This window comes from Spirosoma panaciterrae DSM 21099 (genome assembly GCF_000374025.1).
Taxonomy (GTDB): Bacteria; Bacteroidota; Bacteroidia; order Cytophagales; family Spirosomataceae; genus Spirosoma; species Spirosoma panaciterrae.
This window is the reverse complement of record NZ_KB893173.1, coordinates 476,780-493,567: the sequence shown is the minus strand read 5'-3', so window position 1 is coordinate 493,567 and position 16,788 is coordinate 476,780. Positions and strand designations below refer to the sequence as shown.

The window sequence follows — 16,788 nt, the reverse complement described above, 5'->3', positions numbered from 1 at the left end:
GCCTGCCAGAAAAGGCTTGCCTGAAGGGATACATAATTCTTCTTGTAAATTGGCAAAAAATCCCTTATTCCTACAACAAGCCCTGTTTTTTTCGGTTAACCCACTATGCAATCCCAATCGATAACCCCGCCTAGAAATAAGGTCGATACATTTGAATCGCCGGATTTCTACAACCTTGACGATCTGTTTACGGCCGAACATAAACTGGTTCGGTCTGCTGTCCGTGATTTTGTGAAGCGCGAAATAACGCCCATTGCTGAAGAGTATGCACAACGTGCCGAATTTCCCCAGCATCTTGTCCGCAAGTTTGGCCAGATCGGTGTGTTCGGAGCTACCATCCCAACTGAATATGGAGGTGGGGGGCTGGATCAGATCTCGTATGGGCTGATGACTCAGGAGATCGAGCGGGGCGATTCAGGCATGCGTTCATGCGTATCCGTTCAAAACTCCCTGGTCATGTACCCCATTCTAACCTTTGGTTCGGAAAAACAGAAAGCAAAGTACCTGCCCAAATTGGCAAAGGGTGAAATGCTCGGTTGTTTTGGCCTGACGGAGCCTAATCATGGATCAGATCCCGGCGGTATGGAATCGAACTTTATCGAGCGTAGCGATTACTACCTGCTCAATGGGTCGAAACTCTGGATTACCAACGCCAACATTGCCGATATTGCCATCGTATGGGCCAGAAATGATCAGGGTAAAGTACGTGGGCTGATTCTGGAGCGGGGCATGGAAGGTTTTACAACTGCCGAAATCAATAATAAGTGGTCGTTACGAGCCAGCAGTACAGGCGAACTGGTGTTTCGGGATGTACAGGTACCGAAAGAAAATATATTGCCCGATGCCTACGGACTGAAAAGTGCCCTGAAATGCCTGGAACAGGCGCGGTATGGCATTTGCTGGGGGGCCGTAGGAGCCGCTATGGAATGCTACGAAGTGGCCCGACGCTATGCGCTTGAACGGATTCAATTCAACAAACCCATTGCCAGTTTTCAGCTTATACAGAAGAAACTGGCCGAGATGCTGACCGATATTACGCAGGCTCAACTGCTTTGCTGGCGGCTGGGGATGCTCAAGAATGAAGACCGGGCCACGGTGGCTCAAATTTCACTGGCGAAGCGCAACAATGTTGAAATGGCCTTAAAAACGGCTCGGGAGGCTCGCCAGATTTTAGGTGCGATGGGTATTTCGGGAGAATATCCAATTATGCGGCATCTGATGAACCTCGAATCGGTGAGTACCTACGAGGGCACGCACGATATTCAACTGCTTATTCTGGGAGCCGAAATTACCGGCATTCCGGCCTTTAAATAACAAGCCGCAAACGTTGCGGGAGAAAACAGGTTTGGCAAAGCTCAATCGGCAGATGGGGTTTGCCAAACCTGTTGCCTTATTAGCCGTTCGGAATGGGACGAATAAAGCAGCTCGACGGGCCAACGAGGCTAAAAATGATGGATTAGTGCGCGTTAAATTTTCATGAAAATACACCCTAAGGCCATTTTTAACAGAAACGATGAATTGTTAACAATGGCATAAGTTTTGTAGATGGCTTGGCATTCGTCGACGTTACGTTGCCAAACCTCACTGTGTGAAGAAATTTGTATCCATCGGCCTTTTTACCTTAATCGTATACCATACACTGGCCTACATGTTAGTGGCAGTGGCTAGCTGGTGGCAGGCCGAACACGATTTGTCGAAACGATTGTTGGTCTATCGGTCGGTAGATAGTCTTGTCGAATTTCAGATTCCGTTAAAAAACAAATTCGAACTCAACGATATTGCCCGTACAACGTCGGATGGGTTTACGTATCGTGGCCATTATTATTCAGTTGTTAGTGTGGAAGTTAAGGATACGATGCTCTACATTGCCGGCCTTGAAATGGAGAGTCATTCGGTTTGGCAGCACGATTTGCTTTCTTTCCTAAATGATCGTATTAGTGGAGCTAGTGAATCCCAACAAAAGACGAATCGCTTTCTTAAGTTTTTGTTGAAAGAGTACTCACCTACTCCGCGCGTTGTTTTTCATTTTCTCGCTCCTCAGTGGTGCAGGACCATACGCATTCCTGATCTGTTATTCGTGTTTTTGGCCCGTACTCTGCCTGTTCATTCTCCTCCCCCCGAAAGCTGAGGAGATAGGCTGCTGAATATTCGGCTTCTTCTATTTGTTCAATTAAGCTACATTTTACGCCCTTGATTCATACCATATCACTGATAGGGTTTCCTGTTTGTGGTTGTGGGCGGATGTTTTTTACTGTGTTGTGAAATAACTCAATACAGCATGAGTCACCTTCATTTATCCTTTTGTAAGTGCGCCGTGACTTCAACCTAACTGTTACTGACTATGAAAAATATACATTACCTTTTTCGATTGAAATCCGTTTTTCTGCTGTGTTGTAAAGGCTTTGGCCAGACTCGTTTTGTCTATATAGCAGCGTTGGGGCTTTTTCTGGCAGGCTGTACCTCCACAATTGACGTAGAGCCGGTAAAGCCCAATACGGTTTCGAATTATTCGGCCGATTTTTTACGTGAGTGGTTTTCGCTCGAATGTCGAATTGTGAAAGAAACAGCGGGCTTTCTACCGCCCCAGGCTTCCCGTGCCTTTGGGTATGTGGGTATAGCGGCCTACGAATCCGTTTATAGCGGCATTCCAAATGCAAGCCCGCTGGCTGGTCAACTCAATCAGCTTGTACCGGCCAGTATGCCTAAACCATCGCCAGACTATATACGGTATCACTGGGGTATCGTGGTCAATGCGGCCGTTGCCGATATGATGCGGAAAATGTTCGACAAGAATTTAAGCGAAGCCAACCTGAAAAAAATAAACGACCTGGAAGCGCAAAACCTGGCCAATTTTACCGCTACCATCAACAAGCCCCTGGCTGATCTTTCGGAGAAGCACGGGAAAGCCGTATCGCAGGCAATTTATGACTATTCCAAGACCGATGGCGGGCATGAATCCTATCTGAATCCGTTTTCGAAGCCGTATACACCCGTTACGGGTGCCGATAAATGGGTACCTACCGATGCTAAAAACCTCACTCCACTAAGCCCACACTGGTTTCAATGCCGCCCCGTTATTGCGTCCGACATGGCGTTTGGAAGCCCTGCAAAACCAATAGCCTTCTCGACGGATAAGTCATCGACCTTTTACAAACAAGCCCTGGCCGTTTATAATCAGGTAAAAGGAAACACGGCCGAGCAGGTTGAAATTACGAAGTTCTGGGCCGATGATCCATTTGCCACCTGTACACCTACCGGCCACACCTTCAATATTATGACTCAGTTGCTGGAAGAAACCAATGCCACCCTCGAAAAAGCAGTAGTTGGGTATGCCATGTTGGGCGTTGGCGAAATAGATGCATTCATCGCCTGCTGGAAAGCAAAGTACGATTATTCCTTGATCCGGCCCGTTTCGTATATTCAAAAGTACATTGATCCTAATTTTCAGACGGTTATCGGTACCCCCGCGTTTCCTGCCTACACGTCAGGACATGCTACGGAGATCGCTGTCGGAGAGCGGATTTTTATAAAGCTGTTTACGAATGGCGATGGCAATTACACCTTTACCGACCGCTCGCAGGTGCAGCACGGATTTCAGCCCCGGAAGTTTACCAACTTTTCGGCAATGGCTCAGGAATGTGCCAATTCGCGGTTATATGGTGGTATCCACTACGATATGGACAACCAAAACGGGTTGTTGATGGGGCGCGGTATCGGCGACAACGTCTTGAAAGCAATCCAGTGGCCCCAATCTGTAAAGTGATACGATGAAACGGAAAACTACTTTTGGATTGCTGCTGCTAGGCTTTGTCGTAACGAACTGTCAGAAAATTCAGCAGGAACAGTTGCATCAGGATGCCCAGCTCATGGCCTCCCTGGAGTGCGAGGCTCGCCAATTGAAAAACGAGCGATTTAACGCGGCTAATGAGATCCGTTTTATGGAAGATTCGTTGGCCAGACACAAAGTGCAACTGTCGGTTGCCCAGAGTGCAAAAATAGATTCGCTTAAAACGAGCTATACACTACGTACAGGTCAACTGGCGGAGAAAATCACTAAAAAAATGGACAGCCTCTTTACGGCGACCTACCACCGGGCAGAAGAACGTCAGCAACTTGACGATGAGATAGAGAAAGTTTTAAAAACCATATGTCATTGAGTGAAATAAACTTCACTCAATGACTTTAGCGCCTATCGCTCAGCAATGGCTTTGATCTGATTGAGGAAATCGTCCATTCCGTTGAGCGAATGGGCATAGCCGGCTTCGGTCGAAAAGCCCTGCTGAGTCCAGGTGAATTCAGTACGATTCGGGCCTTTTTCGGTGATGCGGTAAGTAACTGTGGCATAGTTTTCGGGCTTGTCTTCCAGGCCCGAAAAACCACTCCAATAGCTATAACTGAGTAATTGATTCGGGACATTTTCCAGAATGATCCCCTTGTCCTGATAGGATTGGTTTTCGTATTCGCCCTGAAAAACAATCGCGCTGCCAATGGTCCAGTCGGTAAGGGTTTCGGTACCGAACAAATATTCCTGAATAAGCAAAGGGTTGGTTAATACGTCCCAGACACGAGCTGGGCTGGCATTGATGTCGATGGATTTGGATACAATTAAGTCCTGTCGCATGGTTTTTTTATTGATCTACGACAAATCTCGCGCTCAGGTCTGACAACCCTATGTCAGGAGAGCCAGGGCCTGACTAATAAAAATGCTTTTTGAGTTGCTCATACCGAGTTCGACCAATGGGCAAATGATGCCCACTGGTTAATTGAAGCGTATAGCGACCACCCGATTGAATGTGGATTTTTGAAAAATAACGGCTGTCGGCCAGATAGGATTTGTGAATTCTCTCAAAGCTGGCTGGCAGCAGTTGAGCTAGTTTTTCCAGCGATTTATCATGCAATACGGTTGTGCCATTTTGTAAATGGAGTTCTGAATAAACACCTGAGCCTTGTACAAACAGTACGTCGTCTACGGGAATCAATCGAATCTGTCCACGCCCTTTTACGGCTAGAAATTTAAGGGATGGCTGTGATGAGGCCGCTCTTGATTCCACCCGATTCAGCGCTTGTTGTATCCGTTCGATAGCGAAAGGTTTGGCAATAAAATCGAGCACCCCATACTCAAAGGCAGTGATTGCTTTATCGGTGTAGGCTGAAATCACAATCGTATGAAAAGACTCCGCAACCACATGTTTCAGTACCTCAAAACCGTCTTGCCCGTTCAAATTAAGATCCAGGAACAGGAGATCAATGCCCTGGCTACGAATGTGCTCGATACCATCCGCAACGCTGTCGCAACGGGCCAGACGGGTTCGTGTTGGGCCTAGTAATTCCCGGACGAATCGCTCGATTCGGGCGGCTATTCGGGCTTCATCTTCAATGATCAGGATGCGCATAGATGGTTAGTTGGGTTAGCCAGCCTTCTTCAGTTTGCTGGGAGTCCAACGTCCAGGCATGGCCATAACTTTCCGTCAGACGGGCTTTTATATACTGGAATCCCATGCCTGGCCGGTCGTTTTTTCCGGTGGTTCGGTTGATGGCCTGAGTACGGAACTGATATTGTCGATAGCGCTCGTTTCGCTGAAATGACAGATGAAACCGGACCGTCCCATCAGCCAGAGGTAAACTATGGGTAATCCCGTTTTCCAGAACGGTATGCAGCAATGCTGGAGGAAGCGTATCGGTTGGGTCAATGCCCGAATCTTCCCACAGATAGTCGATCTCTTTCCGAAAACGCATAACCGCCAAATGGCTTTTGCATAGGTCAATTTCATGGACGATGCTCACCAAGCGGACATCGACCATTTGACTCAATAACTTGAACTCTTCTGCCAGCGCTTCAATAAACACGACACCCTGCCGGGGCGATTCTTCAATCCAATCGATGAGCGCGGTTAAGCTGTTGAACAAAAAATGCGGTTGGATGCTTTTCTTGAGCAATTCTGTTTTCAACCTCTCCGAAAGCAGTAAGCTCTGCTGGTAAGCCCGGTCAATTTCCTGCGAGCGAAGAACCAGCCCATACAGCATGGCCAGCAATAAAAAGCTGAAACTTAGGTAAAGGCTATAATCATAATAGAAAATGCAGGCGCATAGTCCACTCAATACGACCGAAATGAGGATACCGATGGCCCCTTTTCGCTGTCGTAATACAGCCAGACTGGCAATCAGCAACGCACTAATCCCCATCGTTAGACTTAGCAGTTGAGCCGTAAAATCGTATCGGCCATGGAAGTAGATCGAAATTCCCAGTAAAATCCCCAGTAGCAGGAGCGAGAAGCGTTTGGGCTGAAAGAGGGCGAATTGTCGATTCAAAAAAGAAGGAACCAGTAGCGAAATACATCCGGTCAGTACCCCAATGATTTCTAGCCGGGGCGTTTGTACATAGTAGCGATACGGCCAGACAAACGGTATATATTCCACGAGTATCAGGCAGAAGAACAACCCGCAAATCAGACTGAATAATCGGAATAGAGGCTCTTTACGGTTATGAACAGATAAAATCAGGTAATATATAGCCCCGATCAGGAAGGTTCCCGCCAGCATAGCCATCCAGCCGACCGTTTGTAACGAGGTTCGTACCCTGTCGGGATAATGCTCAATGACGCAATTGTAAAAGCTGTAGTTGGTGCCGCTATAGAAATTGGACACCCGCAATGCCAGCACATGAACCCCAGGCTGGGTATCGGCATCCGGCAGAGGCCACTCCGTAGCATGCAGCCCTGGTTGTTCGGTACCTCTGGTCTTACCTACCCGGCCATTGTGGCCAATTGGGTGTCCATCCCAGAATGCATCGAAAGAGCCTAGTGCCACAACTCGTACCCCCAATGGCTTAGGGGGGGCAGTCGCAGCGTCCAGCCGGAAGTGAAAACGTACCCAGAATACCTGTTTCTGGGATGTGCCGTTGGTGGCTTCCCAGTTCTGGTCAGGCCAGTTCCGTGACGCCCATTGAGGCTGGTCCCCTAGCTTTAGCCGGATACGAACTGGCCTGACTAGTTCAGGCTGACAGCCTGCCAGTACAAACAAGCCCAGTAAGCTAAACCTAACCATCCAGGGTTTGATGCTTGTCATGCTCGTTGGCGAATGCACAAAGATACATACGACCCGGTGGGTTCAGGTGTCGTTCACAAATGGCTCGTGCCGTTGGCAAGCTTACGGAGTTTCCATACGGCTATCCATCGTATCATTGTCTAATTTTCACAACGATACAATGAAACTAAATTGCGTAGTCTTAGGCATATTCGCTCTGTTTGGGCTAGTCACTCGCCCGTCAGCCGCTCAGCAGCCGCTCAACAAGCGAATCGATTCACTCATGCAGGCGGCTCATCAACTGGGTATTTTCAATGGCAACGTTCTGGTAGCTTACCGAGGTACCGTTCAATACCGCCACAGTTTTGGCTTTGCCGATGCCAGCCGAAGCCGCCCATTGACGCTCGACAACCTCTTCGATATTGGGTCTATTGCCAAAGAGTTTAATGGCGTAGGGCTGCTGCGCTTACAGCAGCAGGGAAAACTGTCGCTGACGGATCGACTCAGCCGGTATCTGACGGATTTGCCGAACTGGGCCGATAGTGTACAGCTTAAACACTTAATCAACTATACCAGTGGCCTGCCCATCAGTGGCGCTTCGACCGATCAGCAGATTCTTGATGAACTAAAACGCCTGAAAACATTAGCCTTCCGGCCCGGAAAAGCCTATGCGTATAGCTACGCCAATGTGTATCTGCAACGCCGAATCATCGAAGCCGTTTCGGGGCAGCCGTATGCTGTCTTTGTAAACGATCAATTGCTGAAACCACTGCACATGAACCATACCTTTATGGACTTGCCACTGACCGCACCCGGTATGGCGCGTGCGTTCGACAGTAATTTTAAAGAAACACCGTACGAGCAGCAAATGAGTGGATGGCCTCGGTTATCGATCGACGACTTATACACCTGGCTGCTCAAACTGGATCGCTATCAATTGGTCGACAAAGCGGCTATGCAGGCGCTGGCAGTCGATTTTGGGGGCAATGAAAGTAGTTTGGGCCATGCCACCTTTACGAACGACCAACTAACATGGCATCAGCATCATGGTTCCAACTACAACTACGAAGCCTTGATGACGCACGATGTAACAAATGATTTCATAGTTATTCTGATGACCAACAGCCAGCAATTCAAAGTCAATGCATTGACCAACAGTATTATGGCTATCCTCCAGGGGAAACCCTATACCGTGCCGAAGCGGTCGTTATACCTGGATATGCGCGAAAAAATACTGGCTGATTTCGATCAGGGGATTGCCTTTTACCGGGATATCAGGGCACATCAGCAGGATCGATATGATCTTAGTTTCGAGTTTGGTGATTTGATCAATACAGGAAAATACCTGATGCGTCGCCAACGAGACGAAGAGGCTATTCGACTATTCCAGCTGTGTACCAGCTTAACCGCCCAGCCGAGCGACTATTCCTATGCGTATCAATTGATAGCCGACTGTTATGCCCGGATGGGCTTGAAACAACTGGCAATACTGTATTATCAGAAAGCGGTTGAAAAAGACCCTACGAATGAAAATGCCAGGGGCTTTTTGGCCGAATTAGTGCGGTAATCGTGGTGAATAAGTATCTATTGTAAGGTACGCTCACGTTATTCCGAAATCGGCTGTCCTGCATAATGTGCCTGAAGTTCATCGACCAGTTTCTGGACTAACGTGCGAAGGGCTTCCGACTGTTCGATGGTTACGGCATTACCATACATAAGCAGCCAGCGAGCCAGTCCTTCCAGGTAAGGCGTCTGGAAAAACATGCGTACCTGATCGCCCAGATCTTCTTCGTGCTGGAAACCGTAGGCATACCGCTCTTCCTGCATAAAGCGAATCATGGACTTTGGGAGTACAATCGTAGCCTCAAAAATGTCCCAGTCTTTGCCCATTCGATTCAGATAATCCTGTAAGGATAACCGTTCGGGTCGGGCAAATCGCTGGCCTGTGTTGGTCAACTCCCGAATACGGTCGACCCGGAAATCCCGGTAGTCCTGACGGGTTCGGCAAAAGGCGATCAGATGCCAACCCATCCGGTAATGATGTAGGCCGACCGGCTCTACCTCGCGTTCGGTTTCGGCATCGTTGTACTGGGAATGATACCGCAATAGAAGCACATTGTTCTGCGCAATGGCGTGTTGAATATGCGTCAATAAGCCATCGGAGTAGGGTTGACGGTGCCTTGGTTTGGCAACCGCGATATGGGCATCCAGATCATCCAGGCGTTCCTGATCGCTGCGTTTCAGAACGGATTTGATCTTGTATAAGGCGGACTCAAACTCGGTTCGGATAGAGGCATCGGCCCACTTTTCGATGAGCTTACCCCCCATGAGCAACGCACTGGCTTCGGCACTGGTAAACATGACCGGAGGTAAATGGTAGTCGGTCAGAAAATAGCCCACACCCGCTTCGGCCCCAATCGGTACACCCGCTTCTTCCAGCGATCGTACATCCCGATATACCGTCCGTAAGCTAATCCCAAAACGGTCGGCCAACTCCTGGGCGCGGACAACTCGTTTGGTTTGCAAGTGGATCAGAATAGCAGTTAGTCGGTCAAGGCGATTCATACAGGCAGCGATTGAAAAGGCGACTGCAAATTACGATGGATGTGTTAAATAGTGTTTCGACCAATTCTGAGGATTCTATTGTTTCTTTTGGTTCTTTTGCAGCTACAAACCGGGAAGTAGGGGGAAACCGCCGACAGCCTTCGGGAAAACTATTAAACCAACCGATTTCCAACTGCATGAATACCATCCACAACAATACCCATCGTCATCGTTTCGAGCTGGAAACCGATGGTAAAGTATCAATCGTTGAGTACCAGAAAGTTGATGGGGAAACGCTGGCCCTCGTCCATACGGAAGTTGATCCTAGTCTGGAAGGGCATGGGATTGGTTCGAAACTAGTAGAAGGCGTTTTGGAATATATTGAGCAGCATAACCTGAAAATTGTGCCGCTTTGCCCATTTGTGAGTGCGTACCTGAAACGTCACCCCGACTGGAATCGGGTAGTATCAACCTCATATACAGCAACTGGATTTTAATGATTTCGACGCGTCGCCTGGTATTGACAGGCGTTTTGTTCGCTACGGTAAACTGGTCTGCACTAGGCCAGCTTACCGACTATCGGATGTGGGTTGGTCTGACTACCCGTAAACCACAGCAGGTTGTGCTCCGACGCTGGAAACAGGCTTCCCAGACCCGCTACCTGATTCTGAATCCACAAACGCTCGAAACCTCAGTAGTGGCCTTATTGCCCGACGGTGTCAGAGAGTTACCCTGGGGGTCGGTTATGCAGTCCGTAAGTCAGACGGCCTACGGAAAAGCGATGCGACTGGAGCAGAACCGGGACGTAAATTTACAGGATGCCGGTATTGAGCGGACCGACACAACCGAACGGGGATTTAGTCTGACCATCGACCTATGTCCATCGACTAAACCGTTGACACGTTCGGTTTTTGAACAGCTCATCCGGGCCTTTGAGCCGGAAGAAAAACCCATCCCGGTCACGATTACCATTACCGGCCTCTGGATGGCGAACCATCAGCAGGATTTGGCTTATTTGAAAAACCTGGTAAGCCGGGGCGAACTGGCAATTACCTGGGTCAATCATTCCTATCACCATCGGTATAACCCACAGTTGCCCCTCCAGACCAACTTTTTGCTCGAAGCGTCAACCGATCTCAATGCCGAAGTGCTGTTGAATGAGCAGGCCATGCTCCAGAATGGGTTGACGCCATCCATCTTTTTCCGGTTTCCGGGATTGGTATCCGACAAAGCCGTTTTTGACCGGATTCTGGCCTTTGGCCTGTTGCCTATCGGGAGCGACGCCTGGCTGGCTAAAAACCAACAACCCAAACAGGGGAGTCTTGTGCTGATTCATGCCAATGGCAACGAACCGCTCGGCATCGCTGACTTTATAAACCTGATTCGAAAAAAATCGGCCTCTATCGAGAATAAAAGCTGGCTGCTGTACGATTTGCCCACCAGTGTAACCAAGGAGAAGTGAAGACGACCCCTCTCTCGGGCGGTAGGTTGGGCAGATGGAGTGGGCATACGTTCGATTCCCGTATCGGTCACAACCAACCGACGTCGGTCAGGGAATCCGCTTTTCTATCTCTTCGATTTTCTTACGCAACAGCCTGACCTCATGGATGAGCTTCTGAACATCGCTATCGGTCTGTTCCTGCTCATCTTCAACGAAAAAGTTAGCGACATAGCCGGTGAATGTGCCAAAGAGTCCCACGCCAGCGATCATGAGGATGGCCGAAATCAGCCGCCCGGCGGTTGTGACCGGAAATCGGTCGCCGTAACCAACTGTAGTGATGGTGACAAAGGCCCACCACAATGCATCGGATGGCGTTTTGATGTTCGCATCGGGAACCCGCTCGACATACAGAATGGCAATGGCGCCAAAAATCATGAGTAGTAAGGAACTGAGTACAACGACAGCCAGAGTACCGTTGGCCCGATCCCGGAAAAAGAAGTTCAGGAAGTCCCGAATGGATCGGAAAGCCCGAACCATCCGCAGAATCCGAATAATCCGTATCAACTGACCCAGCCGCCCCCAATCGAAAGCCGGAATACTCGACAGCAGGTCGATCCAACCCCAGCGTAAAAATTCCCATTTGCTGGGAGCCCGATAGAAACGTAAAAAGAAGTCGTATAAAAAATACAGGCAGATACCTGTGTCAATCTGATCGAGCAATTCCCAGGTGGTTTTATGCATCGGGATCAGTTCCCGAACCAGCAGGGCAAAAACAACATACACCGATAGCACCAGCATGATTATCTGGTGCAGGTTAAGTTTTGAAAAATTTGGTTTGGTATACTTACTCATCACTTTGGTGGCAATGGGGGATGCAAAGGCGAAATTCGCTCTTTCTTCCTGATCCACCGCCAAACGTCTGTAGCAAGTGCCGGGTAAATATTGAGCCCGATGCTGTAATAACTGCCATTGAAGTTCTGGTTGATCGCTGTCTGGAACACGGATACCCGATAGCCAATCTGTGCGCTCAGCCCGAACCAGCGGGTGGCTTTCCACTGACCATAAACCCCCGCCTGAAGCGGCACCAGAAAGTCCCGTTTTGTCCGGTCAACGGGCATTTCTTTAGTCAGGTCGAGTGGAAGGGCATAGGCGACACCGCCCCCCAGCTCAATGGGAATACTGACGGTCCACCGCTGGTTTTTGGTGATATTGAACCAATACATCAGGCTCATAAACCACATATCGGTGCGGGTGTAGTAGGCAAGGTTGATGCGTCGGGCCGCATTGCGTCGCCAGTCAATCAGGCTCAGATACGTAGCATAACTTATCCAGTAATAGCCCAGTGTCAGTTGGTGGCGCTTCTTTCCATATTCAATCCCCGCATTGATACCCCAGACATTGACGTGCTGTTTTTCCAGAAACGAATCCCGAAAGTCGACGTTAAAGGCAGGGCGGATACGCGGCCTTCGGGGCTGTAACGTATCGGCCGTGGCCGATGAATCGGTCGGAGGGAGGCACAACGAACACAGGACCAGAAACGCTGCAATCATAATGGGGTCTAACCGAAAAGTGCCTGATCTGGTTACATGAATTTTAACAAAAGGCATAGGTACGGGCATCCGTGTTTCTGACACGATGCCTATGCGTATAAATCACCAGCGCTCATTCGCTTTTTAAGGAAGAATTAATAAGGCTTTAATAACCCCTTAACGGGCAAAGTAGTATTTGCTTCCCTAATCAGTCGGGTAAAATTAACTCGCTTTCCCAGTATGTTCCGTTTTCGATTCCATTACGCCTGCTTTCTTGGTTTTTTCCTGCTGGGGCTGGGTGTAGGTTCAGCGTCGTTGGCCCAAACAGCCAGTACACCAGCCGATACACTTCGGCAAAGTCTGCCCCAGCTTGAGCAGTTGTTTCTAGAGCGCAATTTTCAGTTGCTCGCCCAACGCTATCAAATCGATATGGCCGATGCAGCCATCACGCAGGCTGGCCTACGACCCAATCCGAATCTTTGGTTTCAGGGAAACCTGTATAATCCTCAGACCCATAAAGTACTTCCTTTTGGTCGACCATCCCAGGCCGATATGGATGCCGGTATTTATAACAGTGGTTATTATGCCGTTCAACTGCAACAGGTCATTCTGCTCGCCGGGAAGCGTAGTAAACTGGTAGCTTTGGCCGAAAGTAACAAATCGCTGGCTCAACTGGCCTTTCGTGATCTGATGCGAACGCTTCACTATCAGCTTTACTCGACTTATGCAAACCTGTATTATGATTTGCAGGCTCTACGTTTATTCGAAGACGAATTAGCGCGGCAGCAACGCCTGCTCGAATCGTATCGGATTGCGTTGCAATCGGGTGGCGTGGCTCCGTACGAAGTCACCCGGCTTGAAGTAGCCCTCCGTGATTTTCAGGCGAACGAAGCTAGCTATCGCACGCAAATTGCCGATGAGCAGGCCACTCTGCGGGTGTTGCTGCGTCAGCCTGCTCAAACGTTCATTATGCCAACGGAGTTGCCTCCGCTTCAACGGACTGCTCCTCCACTGGCTACGGCTCTGGATTCTGCACAGGCACATCGACCCGATATTGCTATTTCGCAGGAACAGATCAACAACGCACAGCGTAGCCTGTCGCTGGAGAAAGCCCGTCGCACACCTGACTTAACGACTGGGTTGCTTTATGAAAAATACGGAAATGCGTATGTGAATTTTCTGGGTTTTCAGGCGTCAATGGATTTGCCCATTCACAACCGGAATCAGGGGGCTATCCGGTCGGCCGAAACAAACCTGAAAGCGGTATCGAGCGGCCTCGAAAACCAGCAGGTAGTGGTACAAAGCGATGTGCTGAACGCCTACGACAAGCTGAATACCTACTACACGCAACTTAATGAGCGCCCCGAGGGGTATCTGGATCGGATTCGAAATATTTCGGTTGAAGCGACTAAAGCCTATAATGCCCGTATGATTGGCCTGCTCGATTACCTGGATAAAATAAAGACCTACCAACAGGCTCAACTTAATAACATCGACCTGATGAACAACCTCTTTCAGTCGCAGCAGTTGATCAACTACGTGACTAATACAAAGTTCTTTTAAAATTCGTCAGGCGTGGTCAAAAGGGGTCAGGTTTGGTCAAGGATTGTCAGAAGTGGTAACCCATAGAAACCTGACAATTCCTGACCAAACCTGACCCTTTTTGACTAGCTAAGATTATCGCCAGTAACCAGGCATCCAGACATACCCACGACGATGAAGCGCCCAGTGGCCGGGCACCCATATAGCCCGAGGGCGAGGAGGAGCTACCCAGTAACCACCCTGCCAGCGGTAGCTTTGTCCATAGGGCGCCCAATTATTCCGAACCCATACATGCCGGGGCGAAGGGGCTGGAGGCCGAGCAATGACAACTCGGGGAGCCATGGGTCGATGACGAACATAAATCTGCGCTTCTGCAAACGATAGTGTGCTCATGACCAGGGCCGTCAACAGCAGACTTTTTAAGGCGATTTTCATAACGAATGTGAAGTTAAGGTCGACTCAAGCCTAAATGCATCAGCAAATGAATGATCGTTCAGGCTGACGTCAACAGGTTATTTACGCTGTTTTTATTCATTAGAATACAGAACACCTGATAGGTTTAAAAGGATTGGACGAATACCCCATATACACGAAGATGGGCGGACGCAAAACCGTTTGTGCATCCGCCCATCTTCGTGTATTGAGCGTACTTATCAGACCTCAACCTTTGCCTGACTAATCGCTTTTTGCTGGGCCCGCAATTGTTTCGTTGTTTTTCGTGAACCATCATGACTCCAGCCGGGAGGGCCGAAAAGATAGCCAAACACGTCGCGAATGGAGCGGGACCGACGCAGATCCTGTCCGATCGATATCCATTCATGGAAAGCAATGCGAACCGGATTATGGGTATTGATATTGGTTGTTAGCCCGTAGGTTGGCCGATGATGCTCTTCCTGAAACGTTCCAAACAGGCGATCCCAAATAATAAGAATACCCGCGTGATTTTTGTCGAGATAATCCAGGTCGGAACCGTGATGCACACGGTGGTGCGAAGGGGTATTGAAAATGGCTTCGATCGGAGCTGGAAACTTATTGATGAGTTCGGTATGGATCCAGAACTGATACAGTAGACTGATCGACTGCATAGTCATGATGGCAATGGGCGGAAAGCCAACCAGGGGTAGCCACAGCCAGAAAATGAATGCCCCCGAAAGGTTGCCTGTCCAGGTTTGCCGGAGAGCCGTGCCCAGGTTGTATTTCATGGAGGAGTGATGCACAACGTGCGATGCCCAGAAGAAACGACTGCTGTGGCTGATTCGATGAAACCAGTAATAGCTAAAATCCTCGGCAAAGAACAGAATCCCCCAGGCCCACCACTTCGTCATGTCAATCGTAAACAGGCGAAAATTATATACCAGCGTAAATGCGCCAAAAACCAGCGCTTTACCAATCAGCGCACTGATGATCACATTGCCGATACCCATCGACAAACTGCTGGCGGTATCCCTGGTAACGTAGTAATCCTTATGCTGGATCGCCGTTACGATTACCTCGGTAACTAACAGAATGACAAACCCTGGAATAGCGAGTTGAATCAAATCTCTCATATTTAATCTTGCTTTCATGCAAGTTACTGACTTATCTGATTTGGACGATGCGATCAAGCGGGGTTTCTTTGTAATTTGGTCGCTTTAGTCCCTGTCATTTCCATGATTTCATTCGATACTATCTGTGAGGCTCACGACCGTATCCGGCCTTACATTCACCGCACACCTGTATTGACCAATCAGACTATCAACGACCTGGCAGGAGCCAGCCTGTTTTTTAAGTGTGAGAATTTTCAGAAAATAGGAGCTTTTAAAGCACGGGGTGGGCTGAATGCCATCTTGCAGGTGGTGCAGCATCAGGAAGGGCAGGCGATCACAACGCATTCATCGGGCAATCACGCGCAGGCTGTTGCGTTTGCCGCTCGGCAAGTCGGACTTCCGGCCTATATTGTCATGCCCCGAACAGCACCAAAAGTGAAGAAAGAGGCTGTGCTGGGGTATGGAGCCGAAGTGATTGAATGTGAGCCCACGCTCGAAGCCCGCGAAGCCGGTGTTCGGGAGGTAATGGAACGAACCGGAGCCGTACTGGTGCATCCCTTTGATGATGATCGGGTTATTGCCGGGCAAGCCACGGCCACGAAAGAACTGATCGAGGATGCGGGTATGGAAAAGTATGGGAGCGAACACCAGGCCATACCCTTCGATACCATTCTGGCTCCCGTAGGCGGGGGAGGTTTGTTGAGTGGTACGGCTTTAGCCACCCACTACCTGTCGCCGGGTACGCGCGTGATTGCGGCTGAACCCGAAGGGGCGGCCGATGCCGTATTGTCGTTCCGAACGGGTAGGGTTGAAAAAGCTCCGTTTATCAATACCATTGCCGATGGCCTGATGACTACCTTGAGCGAGCGGACACTGGCCATTATCCGGACACACGTAGCGGACGTACTAACGGTTTCAGATGCGGAAATTAGTGGGGCCATGCGACTGGTTTGGGAACGGATGAAGATCGTGATCGAACCATCGAGTGCGGTGCCGTTAGCGGCTGTGCTGAAACATAAAGACCAGTTCGCAGGCCAAAAAATTGGTATTATCATTACGGGTGGGAATGTCGATCTGGGGAAGCTGCCGTTCTGAACGGATGCGCATTTTGCGAGTAGTATGAAAGAGTGAACATAGTGATCTGATTTCGAAAGTAGAATACATGGGCAGGGTGGTTTTAGAA

At 49.3% G+C, this 16,788-nt stretch carries 18 protein-coding genes; 10 read left to right on the top strand and 8 right to left on the bottom strand.

The genetic code is table 11. From position 1 onward, the window contains the following. Window positions 1-105 precede the first annotated feature (105 nt). The 5 genes from B153_RS0105585 (at window position 106) to B153_RS0105565 (ending at window position 4,157) form a co-directional block, all read left to right on the top strand. Complete coding sequence (locus B153_RS0105585; protein WP_020595696.1) at window positions 106-1,314, top strand: acyl-CoA dehydrogenase family protein; 1,209 nt, start codon at window positions 106-108, stop codon at window positions 1,312-1,314. A 31-nt stretch (window positions 1,315-1,345) separates the two neighbouring features. After that, window positions 1,346-1,480, top strand: coding sequence for a hypothetical protein (locus tag B153_RS38680; RefSeq protein WP_281167718.1), 135 nt, complete (start codon window positions 1,346-1,348; stop codon window positions 1,478-1,480). Between the two features lie 108 nt (window positions 1,481-1,588). After that, window positions 1,589-2,128 carry a hypothetical protein gene (locus B153_RS0105575; RefSeq protein WP_020595694.1) on the top strand — a complete coding sequence of 180 codons (540 nt, stop codon included), beginning with the start codon at window positions 1,589-1,591 and terminating at the stop codon, window positions 2,126-2,128. Window positions 2,129-2,341: 213 nt separating this feature from the next. Then, on the top strand, window positions 2,342-3,763 hold the full coding sequence (locus B153_RS34685; protein WP_020595693.1) for a vanadium-dependent haloperoxidase: 1,422 nt from the start codon (window positions 2,342-2,344) through the stop codon (window positions 3,761-3,763). Window positions 3,764-3,767: 4 nt separating this feature from the next. Continuing rightward, on the top strand, window positions 3,768-4,157 hold the full coding sequence (locus B153_RS0105565) for a hypothetical protein (RefSeq protein WP_020595692.1): 390 nt from the start codon (window positions 3,768-3,770) through the stop codon (window positions 4,155-4,157). 32 nt (window positions 4,158-4,189) lie between these two features. On the opposite strand, the gene B153_RS0105560 is transcribed toward B153_RS0105565, so the two are convergent. The 3 genes from B153_RS0105560 to B153_RS34680 all read right to left on the bottom strand — a co-directional run bounded on the left by B153_RS0105560 (window position 4,190) and on the right by B153_RS34680 (window position 7,065). After that, a complete protein-coding gene (locus B153_RS0105560) occupies window positions 4,190-4,621 on the bottom strand; it encodes an SRPBCC family protein (RefSeq protein ID WP_020595691.1) in 432 nt (143 codons plus the stop codon). A gap of 73 nt (window positions 4,622-4,694) precedes the next feature. Beyond that, complete coding sequence (locus B153_RS0105555; RefSeq protein WP_020595690.1) at window positions 4,695-5,393, bottom strand: LytR/AlgR family response regulator transcription factor; 699 nt, start codon at window positions 5,391-5,393, stop codon at window positions 4,695-4,697. Beyond that, entirely contained in the window at window positions 5,374-7,065 is a 1,692-nt protein-coding gene (locus tag B153_RS34680) for a histidine kinase (RefSeq protein ID WP_020595689.1), read from the bottom strand. The genes B153_RS0105555 and B153_RS34680 overlap by 20 nt, the downstream gene beginning before the upstream one ends. A gap of 139 nt (window positions 7,066-7,204) precedes the next feature. Here B153_RS34680 and B153_RS0105545 point away from each other — a divergent pair, with 139 nt between their 5' ends. Beyond that, on the top strand, window positions 7,205-8,590 hold the full coding sequence (locus B153_RS0105545) for a serine hydrolase domain-containing protein (RefSeq protein WP_157634577.1): 1,386 nt from the start codon (window positions 7,205-7,207) through the stop codon (window positions 8,588-8,590). Window positions 8,591-8,628: 38 nt separating this feature from the next. On the opposite strand, the gene B153_RS0105540 is transcribed toward B153_RS0105545, so the two are convergent. Beyond that, on the bottom strand, window positions 8,629-9,588 hold the full coding sequence (locus tag B153_RS0105540; RefSeq protein WP_020595687.1) for a helix-turn-helix transcriptional regulator: 960 nt from the start codon (window positions 9,586-9,588) through the stop codon (window positions 8,629-8,631). Window positions 9,589-9,764: 176 nt separating this feature from the next. Between B153_RS0105540 and B153_RS0105535 the strand changes: the two genes are divergently transcribed. Both B153_RS0105535 and B153_RS0105530 read left to right on the top strand, forming a co-directional pair. Beyond that, a complete protein-coding gene (locus tag B153_RS0105535; protein ID WP_026261926.1) occupies window positions 9,765-10,064 on the top strand; it encodes a GNAT family N-acetyltransferase in 300 nt (99 codons plus the stop codon). Continuing rightward, entirely contained in the window at window positions 10,064-11,029 is a 966-nt protein-coding gene (locus B153_RS0105530) for a polysaccharide deacetylase family protein (protein WP_020595685.1), read from the top strand. Before B153_RS0105535 ends, B153_RS0105530 begins: the two co-directional genes overlap by 1 nt. An 87-nt stretch (window positions 11,030-11,116) precedes the next feature. Here the strand turns inward: B153_RS0105530 and B153_RS0105525 are convergent, their stop codons facing one another. Then, a complete protein-coding gene (locus B153_RS0105525) occupies window positions 11,117-11,860 on the bottom strand; it encodes a potassium channel family protein (RefSeq protein WP_020595684.1) in 744 nt (247 codons plus the stop codon). Continuing rightward, window positions 11,860-12,615: a hypothetical protein gene (locus tag B153_RS0105520; RefSeq protein WP_020595683.1), complete on the bottom strand. Its 756-nt coding sequence runs from the start codon at window positions 12,613-12,615 to the stop codon at window positions 11,860-11,862. Before B153_RS0105520 ends, B153_RS0105525 begins: the two co-directional genes overlap by 1 nt. Window positions 12,616-12,777: 162 nt before the next feature. Here B153_RS0105520 and B153_RS0105515 point away from each other — a divergent pair, with 162 nt between their 5' ends. Further along, window positions 12,778-14,100, top strand: a complete 1,323-nt coding sequence (locus tag B153_RS0105515) for a TolC family protein (RefSeq protein ID WP_020595682.1) — start codon at window positions 12,778-12,780, stop codon at window positions 14,098-14,100. Window positions 14,101-14,214: 114 nt separating this feature from the next. Here B153_RS0105515 and B153_RS0105510 read toward each other — a convergent pair whose 3' ends face one another. Then, window positions 14,215-14,514, bottom strand: a complete 300-nt coding sequence (locus B153_RS0105510) for a YXWGXW repeat-containing protein (protein ID WP_020595681.1) — start codon at window positions 14,512-14,514, stop codon at window positions 14,215-14,217. 218 nt (window positions 14,515-14,732) lie between these two features. Beyond that, window positions 14,733-15,626 (bottom strand): sterol desaturase family protein, encoded by an 894-nt coding sequence (locus B153_RS0105505; RefSeq protein WP_040760882.1) that lies wholly within the window; start codon window positions 15,624-15,626, stop codon window positions 14,733-14,735. A 102-nt stretch (window positions 15,627-15,728) separates the two neighbouring features. On the opposite strand from B153_RS0105505, the gene B153_RS0105500 reads away from it, so the two are divergent. Further along, on the top strand, window positions 15,729-16,700 hold the full coding sequence (locus B153_RS0105500) for a threonine ammonia-lyase (protein ID WP_020595679.1): 972 nt from the start codon (window positions 15,729-15,731) through the stop codon (window positions 16,698-16,700). The last annotated feature ends 88 nt before the right edge of the window (window positions 16,701-16,788 follow it).